Below are 24,999 nucleotides of genomic sequence, written 5' to 3'. Positions count from 1 at the left end.
TTGATGCGCCGTGTTTTGATTACCGGATGTTCCAGCGGCATAGGCCGTGCCATGGCTGATGCGTTCAAGGTGGCAGGCTATGAGGTGTGGGCTAGCGCCCGCAAATCACAAGACGTCGCCCACTTATCGGCTGCTGGATTTACCGCCCTGCAACTGGATGTCAATGATCAAGCGGCGCTGGCGCATCTGGCTGAGCGCTTGGCAAACGAAACTGACGGCTTAGACGTGCTGATTAACAACGCAGGGTATGGCGCCATGGGGCCGCTGCTCGAGGGTGGCGTTGAAGGCTTGCAGCAGCAATTTGAAACCAATGTATTTTCAGTGATCGGCGTTACCCGCGCGTTATTTGCGGCATTACGCAGCAAACAGGGGCTAGTGGTGAATATTGGCAGCGTCTCGGGGGTACTGGTCACCCCATTCGCCGGCGCTTATTGCGCCTCGAAAGCGGCGGTTCACGCATTGAGCGATGCCCTGCGCATGGAAGTGGCGCCTTTTGGCATCCGTGTGCTGGAAGTCCAGCCTGGCGCTATAGACACCCACTTCGCCAGAAACGCCAACGATCAAGCCGAACGCTTGATTAACCAAAGCTCGGCGTGGTGGCCGATGCGCGAAGGCATCCGCGCACGCGCCAACGCCTCACAAGACAACCCCACCTCAGCCAGCGCGTTCGCCACCGCGGTACTTAAAGCCGTAGAGCGTAAAAATCCGCCACACCTGTTGCGTTACGGCAACGGCAGCCGCGCCCTGCCACTGCTGGCTTCGCTGGTTCCGAAAGGTCTACTGCAAAAAATCTTAATGAAGCGATTTGGTTTGAGTCGGTCAATATCCCCAACACAGGGTCACGATTGAAAGCGCTAGCCCTATGAGCGTAGACAGTCACTCACGGGCCAACCGAGCCATTGATGATTTGCAGGCGACTCACAGTCGTGGATAAATCCGCTCATACAATTGCACATCAGAAGGACAGTCAATTTCGCCCCACGGAGCATGAGCCGGGACCCCGCTAATCCATGCGCCAGCCTCGATTAATAAGGAAAACAGCGAGGTCATATCAATATGTTCGCGCTGCTCGATGCTCAACCCTTTAAGTTGACCATTGAGCGCATGCCAACCAATCGGCGTCAGCTTGAACAGCCCCATGTATTGTCCTTGGATCTGCTCCAGCATCTCTGCACGATGGCCGATTTCCCTAACCCTGCCGTTATCAATAACAAATCGCTCCAGGTCATCCAGAGGTTGATCAAAGCGCTGTTGCCAGAGTTTTACCGCTTGGGGGTCATAGGCCAGAACGATGTCCTCGTCTTTTTGAATCAAGTCATTAACCAGTTCAGGCGCATAGAAAATATCGCCATAGCTCACCACGCACGTCTGCGAATCCAGCCATTCATGGGCCGCACTTAGCGACTGGAGAATTCCTGTAGTACTCCACAGTGGGTTGATAAACAACCGATCGGCATAAGGTGCGAGCATATCGCCTCGATAACCCGCAACAATCCCAATTTCGGTAATACCTGCTGAGCGCAAAGTTAAAACTGTTCGCTCGATTAGCAACATACCGTTGAACATAACCATTGCCTTAGGCCGCTGTTCAGTGAGCCCCCCTAATCGGCTCCCACGTCCAGCCGCAAGAATGATTGCCTTCATGGTGCAACTCCAAAAACCCTGCGAATCAAGGAAATATCTGAACTGTGCCATTGCTGATGACGCTCGGGATGCCACATCACGGCGCTATGACCTAAACCTAGGTTGCTGACGGCTTCGATGACACCGTCCTCACTGACTGCCTCAACTTCATAGCCAGATGGAGCGACATAAAAGCCGTAATTGTGAAATGAATTGACCCGTCGCACCACGCCGTGGCTGTGAATGTTGTGGGAGCCTACATGACATGAAAGCGGCTCCAACTTTGCCCCGGCACAGCTGAGCATCACTTGCATTCCACGACAGACGCCTAAAACGGGAAGACGATGCTTTGCAGCCCACGCCAACAATAGGGATTCGGTTTCATCACGCGAGTCGGCAGTACCCGACAATGCCTGACAGCTGCCGCCCCCCGTCAATAGCACTCCCTGCGGCTGAAGCCTCGCCAGCAGATCGCGGCTGACGCGGGCATCATTTGGCATGTAAAGGGGTAGAACACCACAATGAGAAAGAAAAGATGTCCAGCGCTCATCAATCGCATCCCTCCACTCCCCGCGTGCTGTATCCAATAACCGAAGCATAGTGATGGCTATCAATGTCATGAAAGCACCTGGATACGCCGCTCAGCACAATCGAGAATTAACCGTGTACTTGCTAGCAAATGACGAAACTTTGTCTGCCCAACGCCAATTGCAGCAGGGATGGAAAACTCACGGGCACGAATCGACATATGAGAGTTTTCACCACCGTAAGCAGTAATGAAACCTGCAATACGGTGCGTGAATATCCAGTCGAAACCAGGGTCGGCGCTCTCGATCAGAACAATGCAGCCTTCAATATCGAGCTGACGGGTGTCCTCTGCCCGCAATACGACCACTGGCGCTTCAGTCGCAGTACGGGTGATGAAGTTTGGATTGCAGGTCTCGATGGCGTGATACAGCAAGTCCTGTGGCTTACACACAATGACTGGGGTTCGGATGCTTTGAGTCGACTGCCATCGCGCTCGGTTGCAGGCAAGCTGATGGCGAATTGTTTCTAATCCGACCTCTTCACAATGACCGATAAAATCGTCAAGCCTTGCGAAACTTAACTCTTCACGACTCAGTTGATGCCCCTGCCCCCAACTGCCGAACGCCTTGAGGGCTTGCGATACGAAAGCGCCGTACATGTATTTAACCTTCTCGCGGCCGGCGACAGCAGCATCGAAAAACTTAAAAAAATGTTCGGCCGTTACACGCAACTGACACTCATTGAAAGCTTGTTGCACGGCATTATGAATTTCTCGACTGATTACTCGCGGTCCCTCATCACGATGAACACGTTGTAGTGGCGAGCTCCAGTCGAAATAGGCATCAGGGGTCTCATCGTATCGAGCCACGCGCACATCGTACGTACCGGGCCGCACATGGCCATGCAAACGCAAGAACGCTTCTTTATGCAGTATTCGGAAGTCGTCAGCCATCTTGCGCCCAATGGTACGCACGCCGCCGATCAGTAAATCTGTGAAACCAGCAGGAATTCTTTGCATGGCTTCTAACGACTTGATAATTGCAGTAGCAACAAATGCCGCCCGCGCTACGCCAGAAAAAATTTCCCCCACGACCTTTGCCTCAGCCAGAGCATGACGCAATTGTTGGAGTGGATCCTCGTTCTGCTGATGTGTACCCAGTCTTTCGATTCTTTGTTGAATCCTTGGAAGGCGCGTCAAATCCGAATAAAACGGGCCTTCATCGCTGATGATGTGCTCAGTCACGCGCTTCAATTCTGCTAGGTAGAGGGTATGCTGAGCCGCACTCAACCCGGTGAAAGCAGGGATGAAACTCGCGGGCATGGCCGCCAGTTGTGGCGTGAAGCAGGTGGGAATAATCGAAAACTCAATCTTGTCGTGCAACGACGGATTAGCAGCCAGATGGTCACAACACCGAGCGACCGCTGAGTTAACGATTGACAACGGCAGCGCCGCCGGAATGAAGGATTCCACACTGTAAGGGATGCAGATATACGGTGAACCACTTAACTGATACATCAATGGCTTGTTGCGCATGTCGCGGTAACCGTAACGGAATCGCGCCGATGCCCAGTTCACATCAGTGATCAGCTCCTTGTAAAGCGAGTAAGCCAGTGGTCGCGGTTTGACGCCAATCATCTCGGCTGGATTCCAGTCTGGCATCAGCCCCAAAAAGGCATTGAAGCTGTGCCCGGGTGCCCGCATTTTTTGGGCTAGCCCCTCAAGCAACAGTACCTCTGAATCCAGAACCGAATGCAACGTCAGGTCTGAGTGCGGGGCAATACTCTCAACGCCTTGCCCCGTCATCGGGCGAACCTGAAACAGCAACGGCCCGTCATCGGTGATCGCAAACTCGATGTCCAGCGCATCGCGGTCAGTCAGTTGCTCGACTTCGGCCAAAAGGTCGAACAACCCCTTAAGCGCCACTGGCTCTAAACTGCACCGGGATTTGAGCGCAACGAACGAGTGGACGGTATCGGTACCGGCGGTGACGCCATCCGTTCCGTACCCTGGCACGTAGTTGACCACGTAGTAAGCTAGGCCGGTTTCAGGATCACGAGTCATGGCGACACCCGATGCCAGTACCCCGGTTGCCATACTTTGGATCAGCACTTCATCACACTCGCGGGCTTGCCCGTAGGATCTGATCACCTTCTCGATGGACTGCTTCAATGCCAATGCCCCACACACATTGCCAATCGAATCGTACATACCAGCTTGTGAAGTACCCTCCTGATCCTCGGACAGACTGCTGGAGCGCACGATCAAATAACGGTCACCGAAGCGCTGTTCACAACAGTCCAGAATGGCCTGGGGTTGACTGCGCCAGTGACTGACCGTAAATCTGATGAGTGGCAGTACACGGCCAGTGTTCAGAAACGGGGCTAGGCTTTCCAGCGTTCCGGCTTTACCGGTGAACTGGAAAGGCCGGGCTAAAGTCTTCGACTGCATGTCATCTTCCATTGATAAATATAATTACATTCCATTGGGGGTAGCGATGACCTCCAAGAACCCGCGAGACAACGACTTACCCCAGCTCTGGACCGGAGTATTTCGCCAGTTCGTTGCCATAGAGCAAGGACAGTTCAGCTAAGAAACGATTGCCCTTATTCGCGACTGCATAGGGGCAGTTGCCAAGCAAAATGACATGGCCAATGGTTCCAATATTGCCGGTGTAGGCACTCACCCGCTGACCAGAAACTGCATGAGCCGTACAGAACTCGATCTCGTACTTATCCAACAAGGCTTGCAGTTTTAGAGGGTCGTAGCTATGGGCAATCCGTCCGCCATGTCGTGAGGCGATCGTGACCACAGTGCCAGCCTTTTGGATAAGCGAATCATCAATCTTGATGACCTCCCCCAAGTGCAGCCGGATCAGCATTTCGAATGGATCAATACCGGTCAGCATCCGATACATCTGCGGCGCAACACTGCCCATCATGCGGGCATTAATCTCTACTAGGCATGGACCATTTTCATCGCGGAGCAACTCGACGTGATACAAGCCAACGTTCAATTTCAAGGCGGTGAATACCTGCTGGACGTAAGCCTTTATTTCATCGCACGCATTCACGTCCAGCCCTGATGGCATGGTTGCCGTCATCTCGAGCATTTCGTTGTAGTCGGCACGGAAACGAATAGTCGTGGCGAAGCACTGCACGACCCCGCTCTGAACAATGACCTCAGCAGAATGCAGCGTACCGCTCACGTATTGTTCGATCAGGTAGTCGCGGCTAATCAGAGTATCAATCGTAGAATTGGAGGCAGTTCGTGCCAGACGGATAGTGTCGACAAAAGTGTCAAAATCCAGCTGGGTGTAACAGATCATCGAAAACTGTTTGGCGAAACCACGGGTAGGTTTGACCACAAATGGCAACGCCAACCGAGGCGCGATACCTTCGACCAGTTGTTCCTCAGTCAAGACTTGGAAGTCGGGAGATCGCACGTTGTTGGCGCGTAAGGTTTCCCGCAGACGACCCTTGTAAACAGCGCCACAAAGGCTCTCATGGTTTAAGTAGCACGTACCAAGTAGCTCGGCCTCACGGGCGACGGCAACAATCGCTGCCTCAGAGGTAGAGATAAGCGCATCGATTTTTCGAGTGTTATGGAGCGTTACTAGAAGATTATGGAAATCGTCTCCGTCAAGCGAATCGACGCGCAAGTATTCATCGACGTAGTTAAGGTACGGTTCGATTATCGAGTCATCACCATTGATCGATAGTGTCAGAAACGACGTATCGCGCTGGTGAATAAATGTCACATGACAACCCAAACGCTTGGCCGCTTCAAAAGCAAGCAGGCCGCTAACGGTGCTGTCGACCAAAACAACGTGTTTCATATAAGCGCTCCGTATTGTTATGCGTTATGGAGGAGAAAACTACAAACGGGATAGGCAATCGCAATGAAGGTCACAGTGGAGACGGCCTTGAATTTCGGTAATTTCAGATTCGTGATCTGAAAAAAAGCAATGATGAACATCAGCATCAGTAAGTCTTGAACGCCGATTCTGTACGCCGCGACTGACTGGAAAGCGAGCGCGAACAGCAAACCAGAATAAGTAGTTGGCAAACCGCGATACTCCATCGGAGCATCGGAGTCTTTAACGGCGAAAACAGCGAGGCGTAGAACACCAGACAGCACCAGGGCACAACCCGCGACAATTGCCAGAGATGAAGGGAGCAGCAAGACCAACACAAAAGCTGGGGCAATACTAAAATTCAGCAGGTCAGAGAAACTGTCTAGATGCTTACCAAACTTACGCCGTGGTATATCGCCGGCCAACCAAGTTCTGGCAATGTGTCCATCGACAAAATCCAGTATCGCGGCTAAACAAATAATACTTGCCGCCCAAGTAAGCTTCCCCTGTAGTGCTGCCGCCACCGAGGCAAAAGACAACAAGATATTAAAAGCTGTTACCCCATTAGCCAGATCAAAAAATCGAATAAACGGGAATATCGACGCTATCTGACGCATCACTGACGACCTCCTTATTTTATTTAAAAACCAGAACAAGCTACAAACAGACTTCCAATCCACACAGCCTATTCATTTGCTTGTCGAAAACTTCCCAAAAGATCGAGATTTCAACTTCCCTAGACAGGCCGCTTAACAGATTTAAAAGACAAATCCATACACTGAAAAACTGCGAAATAAAAAGCGATAAATACTAAACTCACCCAAAACAAGCCCATGTACTCAAGCAATAATGAACCGACGAATATTGCTACAATCATGCCAGCATAGACCCCCGCATACTGAACTGACGCAATCAGCGGCATAGCATCGTCAGGTGTTGCAAGCACGACATCGGATTGCAACTTAAAAAACACTAATTCAAAGAAAAAAATATAGAAAAAATAAGCACCGTAACTAGAGAGCACACTGGTACCACCGGAAGCTATTGCCATGAAAAATGCGCTGATAGCAGCCATAAAAAGTGGCGCCACTCTGTAGCCACGCTTACTCAACACGTAGTAAAAAATAGCCCCCCCCAGAGCGGCTATGCTATTGACCGCTTGCAGCAAGCCCACATAACTCTCCGACAAACTGAGAACATGGGCTGGCAGGGTAATGCGCGACACGTTGAAAAAACCTTGATAAACACTTACGAAAATAATGAACTGCCAGAAACTACGACGCAATTGAGGATGAGTATATAAAAGATTCTTAAATGTTCGAATTAGCGCCGAAAACTCGGGGACTGAGGCAGTCTTCGGGCGCTCCACGCGAGGCAACACAAAGGCGGCGAAGGCCGCTATGGAAAACAACACGGCAGTGATCACTAGCGCATGCCAAGGCACCATATTACCCTTGACCATCATCATTGCAGCGCCGGCAATACCTCCTGCGATGAACTGTGCTGTCAGGGTTAAAGGAAGGGTTGATTCGATATTCGATGAATTGAAATAACATTTGATGGCAACGATTCGGCCCACCCGCTGTACCGCGTCTATTGTTCCAATTAAAATGCCGCCAATAATCGCAACAAGTGCAAAACTTGGCAGTAACGAGTAAACCAACACTACCACTATCAATGCTAAAAAATTGGACAACATCAGCAGTGTGCGCGGAGAAACCCGATCAGACAGCCTATAAATCTGCCCAACAAACAAGACGGGCAAGACCATGGGTGAAAACAGCACAATCTGCGAGTAAAGCAAACTACCGGTTTCTTTATACGTGTAATAAGAGAGGTAAATATAACTTAGCGTAGAAGCACAGATGGCACTTAGATTAACAATCCAAATAAGAATCGCAAGCTTCTTAAACGAACACAGAGTACGCATATGCTTCCCCACCCAATAAACGCCTGCTAACGACAAGCACACTAGAATGAGGAAAAACTAAAAACAACACATAAAATCAACTGTTAAAGATTTAAGGAAGTACCCTACAATTTAGCAGGAAAACCCTTAAGCCATTGCCAGCCACCACCGACACAATTTTAAATAGCACATAATTCCTCGCTCAAAAGCTCACTCTATTTTTGGCTTTCCCCATATTTTCTGACACTTACCAAGCCGATATTTCAAATACCAAAAAGTCAGCACAAAGAGGCCTTTGATCCACATTCGATCTGAACTTTTAGATGAGCTAAAGGCAGCCACCACGTGAGTGATGCTATGGGAGTCATCGACTGTTTTTCATAAAATCAATAAACACCCGCACCTTTAGCGGCAGATGCCGAGTGTCGGGGTACAACGCGTAAATCCCTTGGCGCGTGAGTTGCCAGCCGGGCAGCAAGTGCACTAACCGACCCGCCTTCAAATCGTCCTCGATTAGCCAGTCGGGCAGGATCGCCACGCCCTGCCCGGTTAATGCAAACGCTTGCAATACCGATGAGTTGTCGGCTTTGATTCGCGCTTTTACCGGGTTGGGTTGATAGGGCCTAACGACCCCGCTACTCAACTCGGTGATGCTCAATTCCCCAACCCTCCCGTGTTCCAGCCACGGGGTTTGCTCAAGGGCTTGTACGCTATTGATCGGCAACTGATTGGCGATAAAGGTCGGCGAAGCCACTGCAAGAATGTCAAAGGTACTCAACTGCACGGCGCGATGGCTGGAGTCGAGGATGCGGCCCAGCCTAAGGGCTACGTCAAAACGCTCTGAGATCAGGTCGGCATGGGTTGAGGACGTTGAGAGATGCACATCCAGATCAGGGTGTAGGGTGCGAAACAATTCCAGCGCGGGCACCACTTTGGCCAACGCATATTCCACCGTGGTGGTGATGCGCAACGTGCCCTTGAGTTCGGTGTGTTCACTGCGCGCCTCATCAATCGCCAGTCGGGCTTCTTCGAGCATGCTCAAGCAGCGCAGATAGAAACGCTCACCCGCCTCGGTCAGTGCCAAGCGCCGGGTATTGCGTGTGAGCAAGGTCACCCCCAGTTCAGCCTCCAGCCGTTTGATGTTGAAACTGACCACCGCTCGGGTCTGGCCCAGTAAATCAGCGGCGGCGGTTAAAGAGCCCGCTTCGACCACAGCCTTAAAGGTGTCGAAACGATCGAGACTGACCATGTTTAACCCGCCAATTGTCAAAATAATTTTGACAATCTAGCAGGCCGCTGACGGTTTCTCTAAACGAAAAAGCTGCTTACTGTGCAGGCTCTATCAAGGAGCCCCGCATGGCTTATCGCAACAAACTCGCGTTGGTGTATTTACTGGGCTTTGCACTGGACTTAGTCAACATGTTCGCGGCGTCGATTGCTTATCCGCAGATCGGCCAGACCTTGCACGCCTCGGTCAATCAACTGGCTTGGATCGGTAATGCCTACATGCTCGGCCTTACGCTGATTATCTTGCCCAGTGTGTGGCTCGCGGCGGTGTTTGGCGAAAAGCGCCTGATCGTAGCCTCGCTCGTGTTGTTCAGTGTCGCGTCGTGGTGTGTGGCGCAAGCGTCTTCCATAGAAACCCTGATTGGTTGGCGGTTGCTCCAAGGCTTGGGCGGCGGATTATTGATTCCGGTCGGTCAGGCCATGGTCTACCGACACTTTCCGGTGCGTGAGCGGGCGCGCTTGACGTCGATAATTCTATCGGTCGCGCTGCTGGTGCCCGCGCTGTCACCGGCGCTCGGCGGCTGGGTGGTTGAGTCATGGTCATGGCGTGGGATTTTTTACGCCAACCTGCCATTTGCCGTGCTGGCCTTGATGCTGGCTGGGCTGTGGCTCAAACCTGAGCCGCGCCTCACCTCGCGCCCTGCGCTCAGCTTCAGCAGCCTAGCAAGCGGTGCCCAGCACATGGGCGGTTTGCTGAAAAGCCCGCTGCTACGGGTCGCCATGCTTATGTACGTGTGTGTGGCGGGGATTTTTATCGGCACGCAACTGGTGAGTATTTTGTATCTGCATCAGTTGGGCTTTAGCCCCACCCAGACCGGCGCATTGATGCTGCCGTGGGCGCTGGCCTCCGCAGTGGGCATCACGTTGAGCCGTGTTCAATTCAACCGTCTCGGCCCTAAGCCATTACTGCTGCTGGGGATGAGCGCACAAGCGTTGGGCATTGGCTTGTTGATTCAACTGGACAGCAACAACACCTGGCTGGCGATGCTGCTTTACGCGTTGATGGGCTTTGGTGGCAGCTTGTGCAGTAGCACCGCGCAAAATACCGCCTTTATTGATGTGACAGCCGAGCGCATGGGGCACGCCAGCGCGCTGTGGAATCTCAACCGGCAGTTGAGCTTCCTGCTAGGCCCGGCGCTGATGATGGCGGTGTTTGCGACCTTAAGCACAATCACCTCGACGCCCAACGCCTTTGCCCTATGCTTTGCCATCGGTTGCGCATTAACGCTGGCGCCGCTCATTCTCGTGTTACGCCTGAATACTCCGCACGTGCTGGCCTTGCTGGCGCCTTAACCTGGACATAGTGATGACTGATTATTCGATCTACTTTGAACATGTAACCAAAACCCATGTTGAAATTGAAGGCTGGTTTTCCGGGCTTACGCCTGGCGTGCTGCCCACCCTGCTCGCACGCTTCTCACCGCAGTTTTCGATGGTGACGTGCACGGGCAAGGTGTTGGATGCCGACGGTGTAGAGGGGCTATTTGAGCAACTGCGTGGGGCGCGTCCGGGGTTAACCATCACCCTTAGCGAGTTCCAAGGTATTGCGTTGCACGCCGAGGGCGCGGTGGTTAGCTATCGAGAGTTGCAAGAAGAACACAACGGTAATCGCACAGACCGTCGGGCGACTGTGGTGTTTGAGCGCAACGCCACAGGTGTGGTGGTGTGGCGCCACCTGCACGAAACGTTTGTTGCGGGTTGAGTCAGTGACTGCTTGATCGGATGTTGAGGCGATGTGTAATCGCTGACGGGTTGCTCTCTGCGCAAAATGTGTGTGAGGCCAGCGCGGTTTAACGGGGCTTCTTAGATCAAAAGATCGCGAGCAAGCTCGCTCCTACGCATGGATGATCTGCGCCCTAAACGTTGTAGGAGCTGGCGCAGCCTGCGATCTTTTGATCTTCTACCGCAACATCAAAAGATCGCAGCCTGCGGCAGCTCCTACACGGGATATTTGTCTGCCAACACACCCTGTGTAAATACAAACACAGTGGCGCCTTTTGAAATCAATAACTTAATGCATGTTTGATAAGAGCTGCCGCAGGCTGCGATCTGTTGATCGTTAAAGAATCAACTGCGCCCAAAAGTTGGAGACATAGTGGCCCGTCATTTCAAGCCTTCAGCATGCACAAAACAGAGTTTATTGCCCTCTGGATCTCGGCAATAGGCTCCAAAATAGTCGGCAGCATACTGCGGTCGCAAACCGGGAGCCCCTTCATCCTGGCCACCTGATACCATCGCAGCTTCCCAGGCAGCGCGTACTTGCTCCTGGGAGCTTGCGGCAAAGCTGACCTGTACACCGTTGCCCGAGGTTGCAGGTAATCCGTTAAAAGGTAATTGAACATAAAACTGTGGCCAACTGTGCCCAGAACGGTGCCAGCCCGCTCCGGCGGGGCCGCCATCGTTAGCATCCGGTAGGCGTGTTAATCCCAACGCCATGAGTACCGCATCGTAAAAAGCAATCAGGGTCGTAAGGTCACGAGCGCCAATCTGAATGTGGCTGAACATGTCATCTCCAGGCAATAAGCTGTTTAAGGGGCATGCGTCCACTTAGGTAGCAGCCGCTCTACTCATACTCACATACCCTTATTGACCCGCCTGATCAACTATCACGGTGCAGGTGGTGCCGGCTGCCAGCAGGTAACCCTCCGGGATTTCGTCGATGTGGATACGCACCGGGACACGTTGGGCCAACCGAACCCAATTGAACGTCGGGTTCACGTCGGCGATTAACTCGCGGCTTTGCGGGTTGTCGCGGTCGTAGATGCCTCGCGAGATGCTTTCTACGTGGCCCTTTAATACCTCACCGCTCATCATTTGCAGTTCAGCGCTGTCGCCAACGCGAATGTGCGGCAGTTTGGTTTCTTCGAAGAAGCCATACACCCAAAACGAGTGTTTATCGATCACGGCCATTTTCGGATCGCCAACCCGGGCATAGTCGCCTGGATGCACGTTGAGGTTGGTCACGTAGCCGTCAACCGTCGCCACCACCTTGGTGCGCTTGAGGTTGAGCCTGGCCGCATCAAGTTGCGCTTGGGCGTGCTGATAATCCGCCAGCGCCGAGTCAGCAATGTTGCTGGCGTCATCGCGGTTTTCACGGGAGATCACCAGGTTGTCCATGTCTGCTCGACGACGGGCGTTCTGTTTGCGCATTTCCCACGTGGCTTTGCGTGAGGCCAACAGCGACTCGGCTTGCTTGACGGCAATTTGGTAGTGCTCAGGGTCGATTTCTAGCAGTACATCGCCCTTTTTCACCAACTGGTTATCGTTGACCGGCACGTTCACCACGTAGCCGTTGACGTCTGCGGCGACGTTGATGATGTCCGCTCGGACACGCCCGTCGCGGGTCCACGGGGTGTTCATGTAATGCTCCCAAAGGCTACGGCCAATGCCTATCGCAAGGGTCAACACCAGCAAGGTGGCAAGTAGGCTGAAGAACTTTTTCATCGGATCAGTCTCAACGGTAAACAGTGAGCGCCAAGGCGCCAAAAAGACACACAAACAGGCTCAGACGCAGCAGCGCCGGGTGCCAGAAAAAACGATACAAGTCGTAGCCAGAAAACAGTCGATCAAAGCCCCATGCCAACCCCGCCGCGATAAAAAACATCAGGGTCATGGTGGGCATGTAGACGCCGTGAAAGGCGATTTCACGAGGCATGTTCAAGTCCTTGCGGCTGAGCGTGGGCCGCCAGCGGTGATTGCGGGTCTAGGAGTGAGGTGCGGATAAAGTGCAGATAGCTTTGCACCCGCACCAACGCTGAGGTGTCGAAGTTGCGCGCAAACGGTTCGTCGGCGGCTTGAACGCGGCTAATGGCGTGATCCACAGCGATCAACCCACGTTCAAGGTTGTTAGCGTTAGGGACGATAAACAAGCGCACCAGCGCACGGCCCATCACCCGAATGGCCTGACGCCACGGCTGCGATTCGGCATAGGCCGGGTGAATTGGCAAAATCGCCTGTTCTTTGCGCAACTCGATGATCGCGTGGCCCACTTCCAGCACTACGAACATCCAGCCCAGCAGTTCACGTTGCACCTTGGGCTGACCCGCCGCTAAGCCGTAAGCCTGATGCATCAGGTCACGGGTGCGGCTTTCCAAGCTGGAGCTCAAGCCGCGCAACTTGCCGCTGATGGCGTACACCACTTGTTCACGCAGGTCTTGTTCCAGTCGGCTCCATAGCCAATGGCTGTTGGGCGGCAAAATAATTGCCCCCGCCGCCGCACACACCAGCATGCCCATCACCATGGCGATGTAGTCGTTGATGAACTGATACGGGTTGTAAATCGTCAGGTTGTCGGGCACCGAACCGGTGCTGAAAAAGATCAGCAAGCCAAGCCCGACACCCACGTAATTGGCCCGAGAGGTCAGAAACGAGCCGAAGACGATGACGGGAGCGAGGACCAAACACAGCAACGGGAAACCATCAATGTTCGGTAACACAAAGAACATTTCGACAAAACCCACCACCGCCCCAATAAACGTCCCGCACGCCATTTGAAAGGCCATGCGCTTAGGGTTGGGTGTGGCGGCCGACAGGCCAACGGTGGCGGCGGCAATCAGGGTCATGGTGGCGCCGCTCGGCCAGGCCGTCATCACCCAGTAAGTGCCCAGCACGACCAGAATAAAGGCTGCCCGAATCCCTGACGCCGCCGCCGACCACCAGTTGGTCTGCGAGATAAACGGCTGGTCCCAACGCTCACGCTCGTGGGTATGATCGGCCAGCGACGCGTGGGTGAGCGCGTAGTTGTGTAAATCGTCGACAAACCGAAATAGCAGCTCAAAGGCGGTGTTGAAGTCTAAAAACTCAGTGTCGCTGGGTTGGCTGTCCAAAAAGCTCACCCGCAGGGCGCGTATCTGCGCGGGCAAGCGGGCTTTGAATTCGGCCAATTGCTCGGCTAGAACCGCAGCGTCTTTATCGGTCAACGCGCGGCCGGAATAAGCCTCAAGCAACTGCGCCAGTAATTCCATCTCGGGTTCGACCCTCGAAATCCCCTGCCCGGCCCCGCGCGAACGCAACCGTGCCAGCAGTTGATGCAGGGCATTGAAGCGCGTGGTCACGGCCATAAACTCGCTGTTTAGACGGCTCAGACGACCACTGCGACGGCGCATGTGCGGGTCTTCAAAGACCGTCACGCTACGCATGCCTTCTAGGCCCACGCTTTCACCGATGAAGCGCACGTTGCTGGCTTCGTAGGCTTGTTGCGTTGATTGCCCGCGTAGACCTTCAGCCACAAACCCGGCAAACACGCCAAAGCGTTTATACAGCGCGTCATGCATCGCGGCGCCAGCGGTTTTGGGCAAAATCGCGGCGCTGACCACGGTTGAGCACAAGATGCCCAGCGAGATCTCCAGCACGCGCCAGACCGCGGCCATAAACGCACCGTCCGGGTGTGCCAATGCGGGTAGACCGACCATCGCTGCGGTGTAACCGGCCAGAACGAAACCATAGGCTCGAAAGTTACGGCAACGCGCCGCACCGGCCGAGCAGATACCGACCCATATCGCCAGCGAGCCTAGAAACAACACGGTGTTTTGGGCAAACAAGGCGATCAACGCCACCATTACCGCCGACCCGGTCAGGGTGCCTAAAAACCGATAAAAGCTTTTGGCGAACACTTGGCCGCTTTGCGGTTGCATCACGATAAAGACGGTGATCATGGCGGTACGTGGTTGCGGCAGTTCCAGACGCATGGCCAGCCATAGGGTCAGGAAGGCAGCAATCAAGACTTTGAAAATATGCACCCAGGTCACACCATCGCTGCGCGCCCAGTCAAAAAAACCGCGGCGCCATTCCAGCGAATACAGCCAGCGTATCGGGGCAGATAAAGGGTTCATCTACATCTCCAGAAAAACGTTCGGCCTGTAGGAGCGAGCTTGAATATCAAAAGATCGCGAGCAAGCTCAGCCCTACAGGGGGCGCGTCAGCTTGGGCGCATCGCTACCTGCTTGCAGGCCGCCACCCAATGCCGTCACCAGTTCGGCATGGGCACGTAAGCGCGCCGCCTCGACCTGCTGCTGGATGTGTTGCTGGCTAAACAACAAGGTCTGGGCATTGAGCACATTGAGGTAGTCGGTCAGGCCCCGCTGATAGGCGACCATGGCGATGTCGTAGGTTTTTTGCGCCGCAGCGACTGACTCCGCCGCGAATACCTGCTGCTTGTCCATCGACTGGCGTTTGATCAATTGGTCAGAAACCCCTTTAAGGGCGTTCACCAGCGTCTGGTTGTACTTGGCGACTGCCAAGTCATAGCCCGCGGAGGCTGCGCCCAGTTCAGAGCGCAAGCGGCCGCCATCAAAGATCGGCAAGGAGATGGCCGGGCCCACGTTGTAGCTCATTTTTTGAGCCGTCAAAAAACCCAGCGCGGTGCCGCCTGTGGCCATAAAGCCCAGGCTGCCTACCAAGTTCACATTCGGGTAAAAATTGGCATGGGCGACGTCAATGCCGCGGGCTTGAGCAGCAACCTCCCAACGGCTGGCAACCACGTCAGGGCGCTGGCCAAGTAACTGCGCGGGCAAGGTTGAGGGCAACTTGAGTACGGTATTCAACGCCAGCGTCGGGCGCTTGAGACGTGCAGCCTCCCCCGGACCTTTGCCAGCCAATGCGGCCAGTTGGTTACGCGTCAGGGCGATTTCTTCTTCTAGGGCGTCGATTTGGCGATGGGTTTCGGGCAGCGGCGCTTGCGCTTGACTGACTTCAAAGTGGGTGCCAATGCCGCCATCCAGACGCTTTTGAGCTAAGTCACAGATCTGTACTTGTTGGCGCAAGGTCGCTTCAACGATGTCGAGTTGCGCGTAGTTCAGCGATAACTGGATATAGGTGCGAATCACGTTGCTCTGCAATTCCAACTGCGCTTGACGCGCCTCGGCTACGCTCATGTGCGCCATGTCCACCGCCTGCTCGGTGGTGTTGCGTTCACGCCCCCACAGGTCAAGCGCATAGCTGAAACCCAACTGGGCGTTGTTGTCCCACGTATTGGCGCTGTCCAGATCACCGGGGCCGTAGAACTGGTCTGACGGCCAGCGGTGACGTTTGAGGGTTGATTCGCCGTTCACTTGCAAGGATTCAGCCGACTCGGCCACACCGGCCATCGCTTTGGCCTGACGCACGCGGGCAGCGGCGATGGCCATGGTCGGGCTACCTTGAATAGCCAAGCTGAGCCAATTGTCTAATTGAGGGTCGCCATAGGCGCGCCACCATTGGCTTTGGGGCCAGTTTGCGTCTTGCGCGGCGCTTTGAATCGCCTCGTCAGTGGCCAAGGTATTGGCATTGAGCATTTCGCCCTTGGGTGCAATACCTGCAAAACCGATACAGCCATTTAATGCCAACGATAAAGCCAGAACACTGAGGGCTTTAAGCTCTCTGCTGATGCGACGCTGCACTGCTGCAAATTCCTGACAAGGGAGGGGGTTTTTCGACGTCGATAAGTCTATGGCTTGGCAGGGGCGACGATAAGCTGGCATAACTGCGATTGTTTATTACCGTTAACAGAATAATCCGTAAGTCGAATGCGATCCTGTCAGTAAAATCAGAAACTTCATGTCACACTTTGTTGCTGTCCCCTATACCGCCCCTTGAGAGCACTTCATGGACACTTTGCAAAACATGCGCGCCTTCAGTTGCGTGGCCGAAGCCGGCAGCTTTACCGCAGCCGCCGCGCTTCTGGACACCACCACCGCTAACGTCTCGCGCGCAGTCTCCAACCTTGAAGCTCACCTGCAAACCCGCTTGCTCAATCGCACCACCCGACGTATCGCCCTGACCGAAGCCGGTAAGCGTTACTTGCTGCGCTGTGAACAAATTTTGGCGTATGTCGAAGAAGCCGAAGCCGAGGCCAGCGATGCCCATTCGCGCCCAGCCGGCCAACTGAAAGTGCACACCATGACCGGCATTGGCCATCACTTTGTGATCGACGCCATCGCCCGTTATCGCAAGTCTCACCCTGACGTCACGTTCGATCTCACACTGGCCAATCGCGTGCCTGATTTGCTCAATGAGGGTTACGACGTTTCTATCGTGCTGGCCACCGAACTGCCGGATTCCGGGTTTGTGTCGCAGCGTTTGGGCATCACTTACAGCATCATCTGTGCCTCACCCGATTATGTGAAAACCCACGGCAATGCGCTCAAGCTCAGCGACCTGCTCAATCATGCTTGTCTGCGCTTGGTCAGCCCGGTGATTGCATTGGACAAGTGGGTGTTCGAAGGCCCTGAAGGTCAAGAAATGGTCTTGATCAACTCCTCACCTTTTTTGGTTAACTCGGCTGACGCCATGCGCAACGCGATCATCAGCGGCATGGGCGTGGGTGTATTGCCGCTGTATTCGGCCATCGAAGGTCTGCGCAACGGCACGCTGGTGCGGATGTTGCCTGAATATCGCTCACAAGAGCTCAACCTGTACGCCATCTACCCGTCACGTCAGTACTTGGATGCGAAGATCAAAACCTGGGTTGAGTTCCTGCGCGGCACACTGCCTGAGCTTCTGGCCGCGCATCAGGCTGAGTTGGCCGCTTATAGCTGAAATCTTAAGATCGAAGCCAGCGGCCGCTTCAGCGGATGACACCTGGGATTGGCGGATGATCGGCAGGAATGATAGCGTGCTTACATTCCCGACAGCCGACGAGCCTTGTACCGATGAGTTCTTCTACTACCCAGAAAACCGTACTTGCCTTCAGCCGCGTCACGCCAGCAATGGTCGAGCGACTGCGCCAGGATTTTAACGTTATCGTGCCGGACCCTTCGCTGGGCGACATCAACGCCCAGTTTGAAGAAGCCTTGCCGCACGCCCACGGCTTGATCGGTGTCGGTCGTAAGCTGGGGCGCAATTCGTTAGACAGCGCCAAGCATCTTGAAGTCGTCTCCAGTGTGTCGGTGGGTTACGACAACTACGACGTCGATTACTTCAACGAACGCGGGATTATGCTCACCAACACCCCGGATGTGCTGACCGAAAGCACTGCCGACTTGGGTTTTACCTTGATCATGAGCAGTGCCCGTCGTGTTGCCGAACTGGACGCGTGGACCAAGGCCGGTGAATGGAAGGCCAGCGTAGGGCCCGCATTGTTTGGCACTGATGTGCATGGCAAAACCTTGGGCATCGTCGGTATGGGCAATATCGGCGCAGCCGTGGCCCGCCGCGGTCGCCTGGGTTTCAACATGCCTATTCTGTACAGCGGTAACAGTCGCAAGACCGAGCTTGAGCAAGAACTGGGCGCGCAATTTCGTACCCTCGATCAGTTGCTGGCCGAAGCAGACTTCGTGTGCCTAGTAGTGCCATTAAGCGAGAAAACCAAACACTTGATCGGCGAGCGTGAGCTGAAGCTGATGAAGAAAAGCGCGATTCTGGTGAACATCTCGCGCGGTCCGGTAGTGGACGAAGTGGCGTTGATTGAAGCACTGCAAAACAACACGATTCGCGGCGCAGGTCTGGATGTGTACGAGAAAGAACCGTTAGTCGAGTCGCCGTTGTTTGCCTTGAAAAACGCCGTGACCTTGCCGCATATCGGTTCAGCAACCCACGAAACTCGTGAAGCGATGGCCAATCGTGCGCTGGACAACCTGCGCAGCGCCTTACTGGGCGAGCGCCCGCAAGACCTAGTCAACCCGCAGGTGTTTAAGGGCTGACCCACCCCGTAGGAGCTGCCGCAGGCTGCGATCTTTTAATCTTTAAAATCGCAGCCTTACGCGGCACCTACAGACTGTATTTAGCCTCCATCACCACTGGCTTGGGCTTACGGAACACCAGCACATTGCCCAGCATCACCAGTATCAGCCCGGCCAAGGCCGGCGCTGTCCATTGATACCCTTCGACGAACGCCGACACGTTAAGCGCTACCAGCGGGAACAACACCGTGCAATACGCTGCGCGCTCCGGCCCCATGCGCCCGACCAACGTCAGGTACGCGGTAAAGCCAATCACCGAGCCCGGAATCACCAAGTACAACAACGACCCGATGTAGCGCGTGTTCCACTCCATGTTGAACGGGATGCCGCTAAACGCGCAGTACAACGCCAGCATGCTTGCGCCATACAACATGCCCCACGCATTCGTCGTTAAAGGCTTAAGCCCAGCCTTTTGCTGCAGGCTAGACAGCATGTTGCCCGCCGAGAAACACATCGTGCCAATCAAGGCCAACCCCAAGCCCAGCAAGGTTTCAGGGGTCGCGGTATGGCCGTTCAATTCTGGCCAGAACAGCAGCGCCAGCCCCAGCAAACCTAAGCCGCCACCAGCAATCACGTTACGGGCTATTTTCTGCTTGAAGAACACCCGTGCATTCAAGGCGTTCCACAGAGTGGCCGTGGAAAACACCACCGCAATCAAGCCGGTTGGCACCCATTGGCTGGCAGTCAAAAAGCACATGAAGTTAACGCAAAACAGACACAACCCCTGAGCCAGACAGATCCAATGGCCGCGCTTGTTCATGGTTTGCAATCGGCCACTGAGCAACAGCACAACAAACAACACCAGCGCAGCTAAGCCGAAGCGATAAACGATGGATACCGGGATCGCGACAACGCCCAATTGCAGTTTGAGGGCGATCCATGTGGTGCCCCAGATCAGCACAGTCAACACATATAAAAACAGGTTCATGGCGCACTCCAGTCAATGGCTTTCAGTGTGCGGCCCGGCGCCTTGCTGCACTTGCAGATTCTTGCGCTTTTGTTTGTGCGGGGCTGGCAGGCCGCGCCTGACGGAGTAGGATGCAAGGCGTTGGAGAACTGACCATGCACACACTGCACACCCTGCAAGTCTTTCAAGCGATGGGCAGCTCGCCTAATGCGCGGCTAGAGCATTGCGCCGAACTCGGTGACGGCATGGCCGCGGCGTTGTGGAGCAATCATCACGACGCGCGGACCTATGAAGCACCGACGCATCACACCTTGTCGTGCTACATCTCGGGCGGCACCGGCACCTTTCGCCGCGAAAAACCGGGGGCCAAAGGCGCCCCGGGAAAGCTCTGCGTCTTGCCCGCCGAGCATCAGTCTTCGTGGATCATCAACGGCGAAATTCGGCTGGCCCACGTGTATGTCAGCCAGGAACAATTCGCGCTGGGCTGCATCACCTTGCTCGACCGCGAACCGCGCACTCTGCATTTGCGCGAACTGACCTTCCAGGAAGACGAGCAACAAAGTCTGCGTTTTCATCAGTTGATCAAAATGAACTGGAGTGAACCAGGTGAGCGCCTGTTAACCAGCACGTTGGCTAGCGCTTTGCTCGATCACGCCGTGTTAAATCAGGTGGGTATGCGCGGCGGGTTACAGCTCAAAGGTGGGCTGGCCGCCCATCAACGTCGCCAACTGGTTGAGCGCATTGAACACTCGCTGGCAGAGCCCATCAGCATCGGGCAACTGGCGGCGCAGTGTGCGCTGTCGCCCTATCACTTTGCGCGTATGTTCCGTGAAAGCTTCGGCGTGCCGCCGCATCAGTATGTGCTGGCCCGCCGTATGGCACGTGCCCGGGATTGTCTACGCAACAGTTCTCTGGCATTGGGCGACATTGCTTTGGCCTGCGGATTCGCCAGCGCCAGCCACTTTACTAATCGCTTCAAACAGAGCGTGGGCGCCACTCCGGGTGAGTACCGCGCGGTTTTCACACCTCTGTAGGAGCTGCCGCAGGCTGCGATCTTTTGACTTTTTAAAAGATCGCAAGCAAAGGATTAAAACGCCACGGTGCTGGAGAGTGTGAACTGCCGCGCGTCACCTATCGAGACGAAGGTACGACTGGCAGCCGAGGTGTAGTAGGTGCGATCAAACAGGTTTTTCACGTTGAACTGAAAGGTCACGGCCTGCCCCTCAATCTGGGTGTCGTAGGTGGCGAACGCATCGGCCACGGTGTACGCCGGTAGGTCGAAGTCGTTCAGCGCATCACCAGCACGCTCTCCCACATAGCGGGCACCGGCGCCCACCCGCAGCTTGTCACCCCCGACAAGGCTGCCGACGTCATACACCGCCGACACTGAGCCGCTGTTTTTAGCCACGTTTTGCAAGCGCATGCCTTGATAGACCGTGTCTTTGGTGACTTCGGCGTCGGTGTAGGCATAGCTGCCGATCAGGCTCCAACGCTCACTCAATTGGCCACTGACGTCTAACTCCACGCCACGAGAGCGAACCTGCCCCGCCGTCGAATACAAGGTGTCTTCACCCACCGTGGTCGATACCAGAACGTTACGTTTTTTAATGTCATACAACGCCAGCGAGCCGGTAATACGCCCTGGGATGTCCAGTTTGGCGCCGATTTCCCATGACTTGGACTCTTCTGGCGCAATCGCCGAATCCAGAACCAGGCCTCCGTTCAGCGGCGCGATGCTGGAATTGGGTTTGAACGACTCGGTGTAGCTGCCATACAACGACAGCTCATCGGTGTAGCGGTACACCAACCCGACACGCGGAATCCACTTAACGCCGTTGGTGTCGGTGCTGGCCTTGAACGAAATAGCTTTACCGGCCAGTTGGTCGTACTTCTGAAAACGCGCACCGGCCACCAAAATCCATTGATCGGTCAGGTGGATGGAGTCTTGGGCAAATAACGAATCGCTGCGCAGCAAGTCGGTCTGGTTGCTGTCTTTAGGGCTGACGGTAGTCCCTGCCACTTCTTGGCCATACACCGGATTTTGGTAGTTAAACGTGGACTGGCTGTCCTGTCGGATCAATTCGGCGCGGTAGATTTTGCGGTATTCATCATCGAATCCGAACACCACATCATGCTGCATGCCCGCTGCCTGAACAGTGCCTTGCACGCTAATCGTTGAAAACCGGTCAGTGCTGTTGGCACCTTGGGTGCCGTCCATTTTACGGGTCAGAACGCCCGTTTTTGGGTTGACTGCGGTGACGCGTACTTGGCTAGCGTCGTAGGTTTCACGGTTCCAGCTAAAGCCTAAATGGGCTTTCCAGTCGTCATTGAGGTCGTGATCGACTTCTAAACGATACAGATCAGAACGCCCCTGCATGTTGTTGAACGGCTCATCCAGACGGCGCGTGGCTGGGATGTCCAACGGGTGGTTGGTGTTGGGGTTGATGGCCGTGCCGCGGTCGAACGGCGCGAGAAATTCGCGGTGCTCATAGGCCAGCAGCACTTGGGTGTTGTCTCCATACCACTCCAACGACGGGGCCACCAAGGTTTCGCGATGCGTCCCAAAGTTGCGCCAATAATCTTCATCTTCGTGGTCGATGATCATTCGGTAAGCCAGCCCGGCCCCCCCTAGGGCACCCGTGCTGTCTAGGCTAGCGCCGCTGCCGTTTTTACCCGTGCCATAGCTGGAACCGCTTACGGTCAGAGCGTTGTATTGCTCCAGTTGCGGCTTTTTGCTGACCACGTTAACCACGCCGCCGGGGTCTTGAATACCGTACAGCAACGAAGCCGGGCCTTTGAGAACTTCTACCCGCTGCGCGGTGGCGTTGAGCGCGCGCCCCTGAACAATGGGCATGCCATCGCGCATGATCGAGCCATCACGGTTGTCACCAAATCCGCGCTTCATCACCGAGTCTTGAGTGCTGCCCAACGTATTGCCTTGCGTGATGCCACTGATGTTGTTCAGCGCATCATCCAAATTGCGCGGCGCCTGATCGCGAAGCACTTGAGCGGCTACCACGTTGATGGTTTGCGGGGCCTCCATGGTGGAGCCGGTGCCACGCATAACTGACGAGACCGCAGGCGGCTGATAAGACGTTTCGTTGTGCATCTGCGAGGTGATGCTGGTCGCCCCCAGATTCAAAGCATCACCGCTAGGCTGCGGTTCTAGGGCAAAGGTGTTGGCGTCGATACGCCGACCGTTGAAACCTGAATCCGCCAACAATTGTTGCAGAGCTTGGTCCGCACTCATGCGGCCGTTGACTGCGGTGGCTTGCAACCCGAACGGCGCCTCATCGGTGTACACCACACTGAGGCCAGTCAGACGGCTGAAATCGTTCAACGCTTGAGGCAAAGGTTTCGCGGGTAAATTGAAATCAAACAGCGCCGCCGATTGCTGTTGGCTAGCGTCTTGGGCCAACGCCATGCTCAATGGACTGAGCGCCAGCCCCGCCATCACCAGTGCAGACGCGCCCATCCACTGTTTTACCGAACCACCTGCCGCTGACCTTGCCCTGGACTTCATGCTCATGACCTGTGTGTGACTCGCTACGGAATACGAACTTTTCGCATTTTCAAGCACTACACGGATGAGCTCAGGGTTTACCTCACCGGATGTTGAAAAATAATTTTATTGGCGGGTCAAGAGCCTCACCGGCCAGGCCATCAGCGCAGAACAATCACCCGCCCAAAGGCGTTGTGTTGCTCAAACCCCAACACGCCTTGCAGCGAATTAATCACCGCTTGTGGGTCTTGGCTGGGGAAGCTGCCGCTGATGCGCCGCTCACCCAGCGCCGTGTTGAGCAACACAATTTGCCCTGGGTAATAACGTTTGAGATCAGATATAACGTCGACCAGCGGTGTTTTGTAGTACGTCAGCCAGCCCGTACGCCAAGCCAACTGCGCGGCGCTGTCGATACGGTGCGCCCTGTCTGCTCTGCCAGACGCGTAGGCCACTTGTTGATCGGCGGTCAGAATCTGCTGCGATGCATTTTTATCAGCCTTGACCCCCACCCACCCGGTTAACACCGTGACCTGCGCCCCGGTGGGCTGTAAACGGACTTCAAATTCGGTGCCCAAGACCTGTGCCTCGCCGCCGTCGGCCTCTACTACAAAAGGCTGGCCGGTGTGGGTGACGTGAAAAAACGCCACACCGCGACGTAATTCAACATGCCGCTCATTGCCACTAAAATTCACCGCGATGGCACTGTCAGCCCCCAACGTGACCTCGGTTTGATCGGCCAAGGCCAGCGTTCGCACTTGCCCCGGCGCACTGACGAAATCGGCGCCGAGGTCATTAAACCAACGCAAGGGTTGCCAGCCGGCGAACACGCCGACCATCAGTACCAAACACGCAGCCACTGCTAAGCCACTGGACCACCGTGTCAGGCGAGTCCGGCGGCGGGCGTTGATCTGCGATAGGTAGCGTTGCATCATCAACGCTTCTTCATTGGCCAGCGTGTTGCCTGCCACTTCGCTCAGCTCCCAGATGACTTGAGCTTGAGCGTAAGCTTGGGCATGAGCGGGGTCGGCTTGCAGCCAGCGGCTGAAGGTCGCTTGATCGCCGCTGTCGGGCTGATCGTGCAGCACGCTCAACCATTGCAGCGCCGTGCGCTCCTGCTCGGGTGTCACCTGGATCTCAGAATACGGGTTCACTGTGCTGTCCCTGGCGGCTCGCGCAAGCTGGCCTTGCAGGCCTCTAGGGCGCGCATCATATGTTTTTCGACGGCACTTTGGGACACGCCCATCACCTTGGCGATTTCGGCATAGGTGCGCCCATGAATTCGGTTGAGCAAAAAAATATGTCGCGTGCGCTCAGGCAAGCTGCGCAACGCCGCCTCGACCTGACGTAGATCATTGCCCGCCTCCAACGCCGCCTGTGGCTCGCTGGCCTGCGCATCGGGCGCGGCCTCCCACTGCTGGTTGAGTCGGTCTCGGGTGCCCTCACTGCGCAGATGATCAATCGCAATATTGCCCGCGCAGCGCAATAAATACGTACCCAGCTCTTCGACTTGGACTAAAGGTCGTCGCCAGAAACGTAAAAATAAATCCTGAACCAGATCGGCGGCAGTGGCCCGGCAGCCCACCCGGCGCCTGACCAACGCCTCCATTTGAGGACGTTGGGATAAAAACACCTGCAGAAAATGCGCACGTCCTTGGCGCGATTCAATGCCGGGGTCATCCTTGAGTTCGGGAGGATTCATGGGGGTCGAGACGGGAGTCAAAAAAGAGAGCGGA

Annotated in this window: 22 protein-coding genes; 6 read left to right on the top strand and 16 right to left on the bottom strand. The window is 55.0% G+C overall.

The window, feature by feature from the left end:
- Positions 1-3: 3 nt before the first annotated feature.
- Positions 4-849, top strand: coding sequence for an SDR family oxidoreductase (locus tag AQS70_RS14475; protein WP_055103452.1), 846 nt, complete (start codon positions 4-6; stop codon positions 847-849).
- A 69-nt stretch (positions 850-918) separates the two neighbouring features.
- Here the strand turns inward: AQS70_RS14475 and AQS70_RS14470 are convergent, their stop codons facing one another.
- The 7 genes from AQS70_RS14470 to AQS70_RS14440 all read right to left on the bottom strand — a co-directional run bounded on the left by AQS70_RS14470 (position 919) and on the right by AQS70_RS14440 (position 9,163).
- Positions 919-1,644, bottom strand: coding sequence for a phosphocholine cytidylyltransferase family protein (locus tag AQS70_RS14470; protein WP_055103451.1), 726 nt, complete (start codon positions 1,642-1,644; stop codon positions 919-921).
- On the bottom strand, positions 1,641-2,243 hold the full coding sequence (locus AQS70_RS14465; protein ID WP_082428114.1) for a gamma-glutamyl-gamma-aminobutyrate hydrolase family protein: 603 nt from the start codon (positions 2,241-2,243) through the stop codon (positions 1,641-1,643). The genes AQS70_RS14470 and AQS70_RS14465 overlap by 4 nt, the downstream gene beginning before the upstream one ends.
- On the bottom strand, positions 2,240-4,600 hold the full coding sequence (locus tag AQS70_RS14460) for a PEP/pyruvate-binding domain-containing protein (RefSeq protein WP_055103470.1): 2,361 nt from the start codon (positions 4,598-4,600) through the stop codon (positions 2,240-2,242). Before AQS70_RS14460 ends, AQS70_RS14465 begins: the two co-directional genes overlap by 4 nt.
- 76 nt (positions 4,601-4,676) lie before the next feature.
- Positions 4,677-5,987, bottom strand: a complete 1,311-nt coding sequence (locus AQS70_RS14455; RefSeq protein ID WP_055103449.1) for an ATP-grasp domain-containing protein — start codon at positions 5,985-5,987, stop codon at positions 4,677-4,679.
- Positions 5,988-6,004: 17 nt separating this feature from the next.
- The gene (locus AQS70_RS14450; RefSeq protein WP_055103448.1) at positions 6,005-6,622 is read right to left on the bottom strand and encodes a CDP-alcohol phosphatidyltransferase family protein; all 618 of its coding nucleotides are present in this window, start codon (positions 6,620-6,622) and stop codon (positions 6,005-6,007) included.
- Between the two features lie 119 nt (positions 6,623-6,741).
- A complete protein-coding gene (locus AQS70_RS14445) occupies positions 6,742-7,935 on the bottom strand; it encodes an MFS transporter (RefSeq protein WP_241492840.1) in 1,194 nt (397 codons plus the stop codon).
- Between the two features lie 343 nt (positions 7,936-8,278).
- Positions 8,279-9,163 (bottom strand): LysR family transcriptional regulator, encoded by an 885-nt coding sequence (locus tag AQS70_RS14440; protein ID WP_055103447.1) that lies wholly within the window; start codon positions 9,161-9,163, stop codon positions 8,279-8,281.
- 107 nt (positions 9,164-9,270) lie between these two features.
- Between AQS70_RS14440 and AQS70_RS14435 the strand changes: the two genes are divergently transcribed.
- Together AQS70_RS14435 and AQS70_RS14430 are read left to right on the top strand one after the other, a co-directional pair.
- Positions 9,271-10,494: an MFS transporter gene (locus AQS70_RS14435; protein WP_055103446.1), complete on the top strand. Its 1,224-nt coding sequence runs from the start codon at positions 9,271-9,273 to the stop codon at positions 10,492-10,494.
- Between the two features lie 13 nt (positions 10,495-10,507).
- The gene (locus AQS70_RS14430; RefSeq protein ID WP_055103445.1) at positions 10,508-10,903 is read left to right on the top strand and encodes a hypothetical protein; all 396 of its coding nucleotides are present in this window, start codon (positions 10,508-10,510) and stop codon (positions 10,901-10,903) included.
- Between the two features lie 401 nt (positions 10,904-11,304).
- On the opposite strand, the gene AQS70_RS14425 is transcribed toward AQS70_RS14430, so the two are convergent.
- From AQS70_RS14425 to AQS70_RS14405, 5 genes are all read right to left on the bottom strand, one after another.
- Entirely contained in the window at positions 11,305-11,706 is a 402-nt protein-coding gene (locus tag AQS70_RS14425; RefSeq protein WP_055103444.1) for a VOC family protein, read from the bottom strand.
- A gap of 78 nt (positions 11,707-11,784) precedes the next feature.
- Positions 11,785-12,645, bottom strand: coding sequence for an efflux RND transporter periplasmic adaptor subunit (locus AQS70_RS14420; protein WP_055103443.1), 861 nt, complete (start codon positions 12,643-12,645; stop codon positions 11,785-11,787).
- Positions 12,646-12,655: 10 nt separating this feature from the next.
- Positions 12,656-12,856, bottom strand: coding sequence for a DUF1656 domain-containing protein (locus AQS70_RS14415; RefSeq protein WP_055103442.1), 201 nt, complete (start codon positions 12,854-12,856; stop codon positions 12,656-12,658).
- Positions 12,846-15,032, bottom strand: coding sequence for an FUSC family protein (locus AQS70_RS14410; RefSeq protein ID WP_055103441.1), 2,187 nt, complete (start codon positions 15,030-15,032; stop codon positions 12,846-12,848). The genes AQS70_RS14415 and AQS70_RS14410 overlap by 11 nt, the downstream gene beginning before the upstream one ends.
- A gap of 72 nt (positions 15,033-15,104) precedes the next feature.
- Positions 15,105-16,577: an efflux transporter outer membrane subunit gene (locus AQS70_RS14405; protein ID WP_055103440.1), complete on the bottom strand. Its 1,473-nt coding sequence runs from the start codon at positions 16,575-16,577 to the stop codon at positions 15,105-15,107.
- Between the two features lie 205 nt (positions 16,578-16,782).
- Between AQS70_RS14405 and AQS70_RS14400 the strand changes: the two genes are divergently transcribed.
- Both AQS70_RS14400 and AQS70_RS14395 read left to right on the top strand, forming a co-directional pair.
- Positions 16,783-17,715, top strand: a complete 933-nt coding sequence (locus tag AQS70_RS14400; RefSeq protein ID WP_055103439.1) for a LysR family transcriptional regulator — start codon at positions 16,783-16,785, stop codon at positions 17,713-17,715.
- A gap of 113 nt (positions 17,716-17,828) precedes the next feature.
- Complete coding sequence (locus tag AQS70_RS14395; protein WP_055103438.1) at positions 17,829-18,818, top strand: 2-hydroxyacid dehydrogenase; 990 nt, start codon at positions 17,829-17,831, stop codon at positions 18,816-18,818.
- 67 nt (positions 18,819-18,885) lie between these two features.
- On the opposite strand, the gene AQS70_RS14390 is transcribed toward AQS70_RS14395, so the two are convergent.
- The gene (locus tag AQS70_RS14390; protein WP_055103437.1) at positions 18,886-19,785 is read right to left on the bottom strand and encodes a DMT family transporter; all 900 of its coding nucleotides are present in this window, start codon (positions 19,783-19,785) and stop codon (positions 18,886-18,888) included.
- Between the two features lie 134 nt (positions 19,786-19,919).
- On the opposite strand from AQS70_RS14390, the gene AQS70_RS14385 reads away from it, so the two are divergent.
- A complete protein-coding gene (locus AQS70_RS14385) occupies positions 19,920-20,798 on the top strand; it encodes a helix-turn-helix transcriptional regulator (RefSeq protein WP_055103468.1) in 879 nt (292 codons plus the stop codon).
- A gap of 53 nt (positions 20,799-20,851) precedes the next feature.
- On the opposite strand, the gene AQS70_RS14380 is transcribed toward AQS70_RS14385, so the two are convergent.
- From AQS70_RS14380 to AQS70_RS14370, 3 genes are all read right to left on the bottom strand, one after another.
- Positions 20,852-23,287 carry a TonB-dependent siderophore receptor gene (locus AQS70_RS14380; RefSeq protein ID WP_055103436.1) on the bottom strand — a complete coding sequence of 812 codons (2,436 nt, stop codon included), beginning with the start codon at positions 23,285-23,287 and terminating at the stop codon, positions 20,852-20,854.
- Between the two features lie 140 nt (positions 23,288-23,427).
- Entirely contained in the window at positions 23,428-24,417 is a 990-nt protein-coding gene (locus AQS70_RS14375) for a FecR family protein (protein ID WP_055103435.1), read from the bottom strand.
- Positions 24,414-24,965: an RNA polymerase sigma factor gene (locus tag AQS70_RS14370; RefSeq protein ID WP_055103434.1), complete on the bottom strand. Its 552-nt coding sequence runs from the start codon at positions 24,963-24,965 to the stop codon at positions 24,414-24,416. Before AQS70_RS14370 ends, AQS70_RS14375 begins: the two co-directional genes overlap by 4 nt.
- Between the last annotated feature and the right edge of the window lie 34 nt (positions 24,966-24,999).

This window comes from Pseudomonas endophytica, from assembly GCF_001411475.1.
GTDB lineage: Bacteria > Pseudomonadota > Gammaproteobacteria > Pseudomonadales > Pseudomonadaceae > Aquipseudomonas > Aquipseudomonas endophytica.
The sequence above is the reverse complement of the archived record's forward strand: the minus strand, read 5'-3'. Positions and strand labels throughout refer to the sequence as shown.

Bases quoted from the DNA above. Each gene is read 5' to 3' on its own strand.
- AQS70_RS14475 (WP_055103452.1), top strand. From the start codon at position 4: ATGCGCCGTGTTTTGATTACCGGATGTTCCAGCGGCATAGGCCGTGCC.
- AQS70_RS14470 (WP_055103451.1), bottom strand. From the start codon at position 1,644: ATGAAGGCAATCATTCTTGCGGCTGGACGTGGGAGCCGATTAGGGGGG.
- AQS70_RS14465 (WP_082428114.1), bottom strand. From the start codon at position 2,243: ATGACATTGATAGCCATCACTATGCTTCGGTTATTGGATACAGCACGC.
- AQS70_RS14460 (WP_055103470.1), bottom strand. From the start codon at position 4,600: ATGCAGTCGAAGACTTTAGCCCGGCCTTTCCAGTTCACCGGTAAAGCC.
- AQS70_RS14455 (WP_055103449.1), bottom strand. From the start codon at position 5,987: ATGAAACACGTTGTTTTGGTCGACAGCACCGTTAGCGGCCTGCTTGCT.
- AQS70_RS14450 (WP_055103448.1), bottom strand. From the start codon at position 6,622: ATGCGTCAGATAGCGTCGATATTCCCGTTTATTCGATTTTTTGATCTG.
- AQS70_RS14445 (WP_241492840.1), bottom strand. From the start codon at position 7,935: ATGCGTACTCTGTGTTCGTTTAAGAAGCTTGCGATTCTTATTTGGATT.
- AQS70_RS14440 (WP_055103447.1), bottom strand. From the start codon at position 9,163: ATGGTCAGTCTCGATCGTTTCGACACCTTTAAGGCTGTGGTCGAAGCG.
- AQS70_RS14435 (WP_055103446.1), top strand. From the start codon at position 9,271: ATGGCTTATCGCAACAAACTCGCGTTGGTGTATTTACTGGGCTTTGCA.
- AQS70_RS14430 (WP_055103445.1), top strand. From the start codon at position 10,508: ATGACTGATTATTCGATCTACTTTGAACATGTAACCAAAACCCATGTT.
- AQS70_RS14425 (WP_055103444.1), bottom strand. From the start codon at position 11,706: ATGTTCAGCCACATTCAGATTGGCGCTCGTGACCTTACGACCCTGATT.
- AQS70_RS14420 (WP_055103443.1), bottom strand. From the start codon at position 12,645: ATGAAAAAGTTCTTCAGCCTACTTGCCACCTTGCTGGTGTTGACCCTT.
- AQS70_RS14415 (WP_055103442.1), bottom strand. From the start codon at position 12,856: ATGCCTCGTGAAATCGCCTTTCACGGCGTCTACATGCCCACCATGACC.
- AQS70_RS14410 (WP_055103441.1), bottom strand. From the start codon at position 15,032: ATGAACCCTTTATCTGCCCCGATACGCTGGCTGTATTCGCTGGAATGG.
- AQS70_RS14400 (WP_055103439.1), top strand. From the start codon at position 16,783: ATGGACACTTTGCAAAACATGCGCGCCTTCAGTTGCGTGGCCGAAGCC.
- AQS70_RS14395 (WP_055103438.1), top strand. From the start codon at position 17,829: ATGAGTTCTTCTACTACCCAGAAAACCGTACTTGCCTTCAGCCGCGTC.
- AQS70_RS14390 (WP_055103437.1), bottom strand. From the start codon at position 19,785: ATGAACCTGTTTTTATATGTGTTGACTGTGCTGATCTGGGGCACCACA.
- AQS70_RS14385 (WP_055103468.1), top strand. From the start codon at position 19,920: ATGCACACACTGCACACCCTGCAAGTCTTTCAAGCGATGGGCAGCTCG.
- AQS70_RS14380 (WP_055103436.1), bottom strand. From the start codon at position 23,287: ATGAAGTCCAGGGCAAGGTCAGCGGCAGGTGGTTCGGTAAAACAGTGG.
- AQS70_RS14370 (WP_055103434.1), bottom strand. From the start codon at position 24,965: ATGAATCCTCCCGAACTCAAGGATGACCCCGGCATTGAATCGCGCCAA.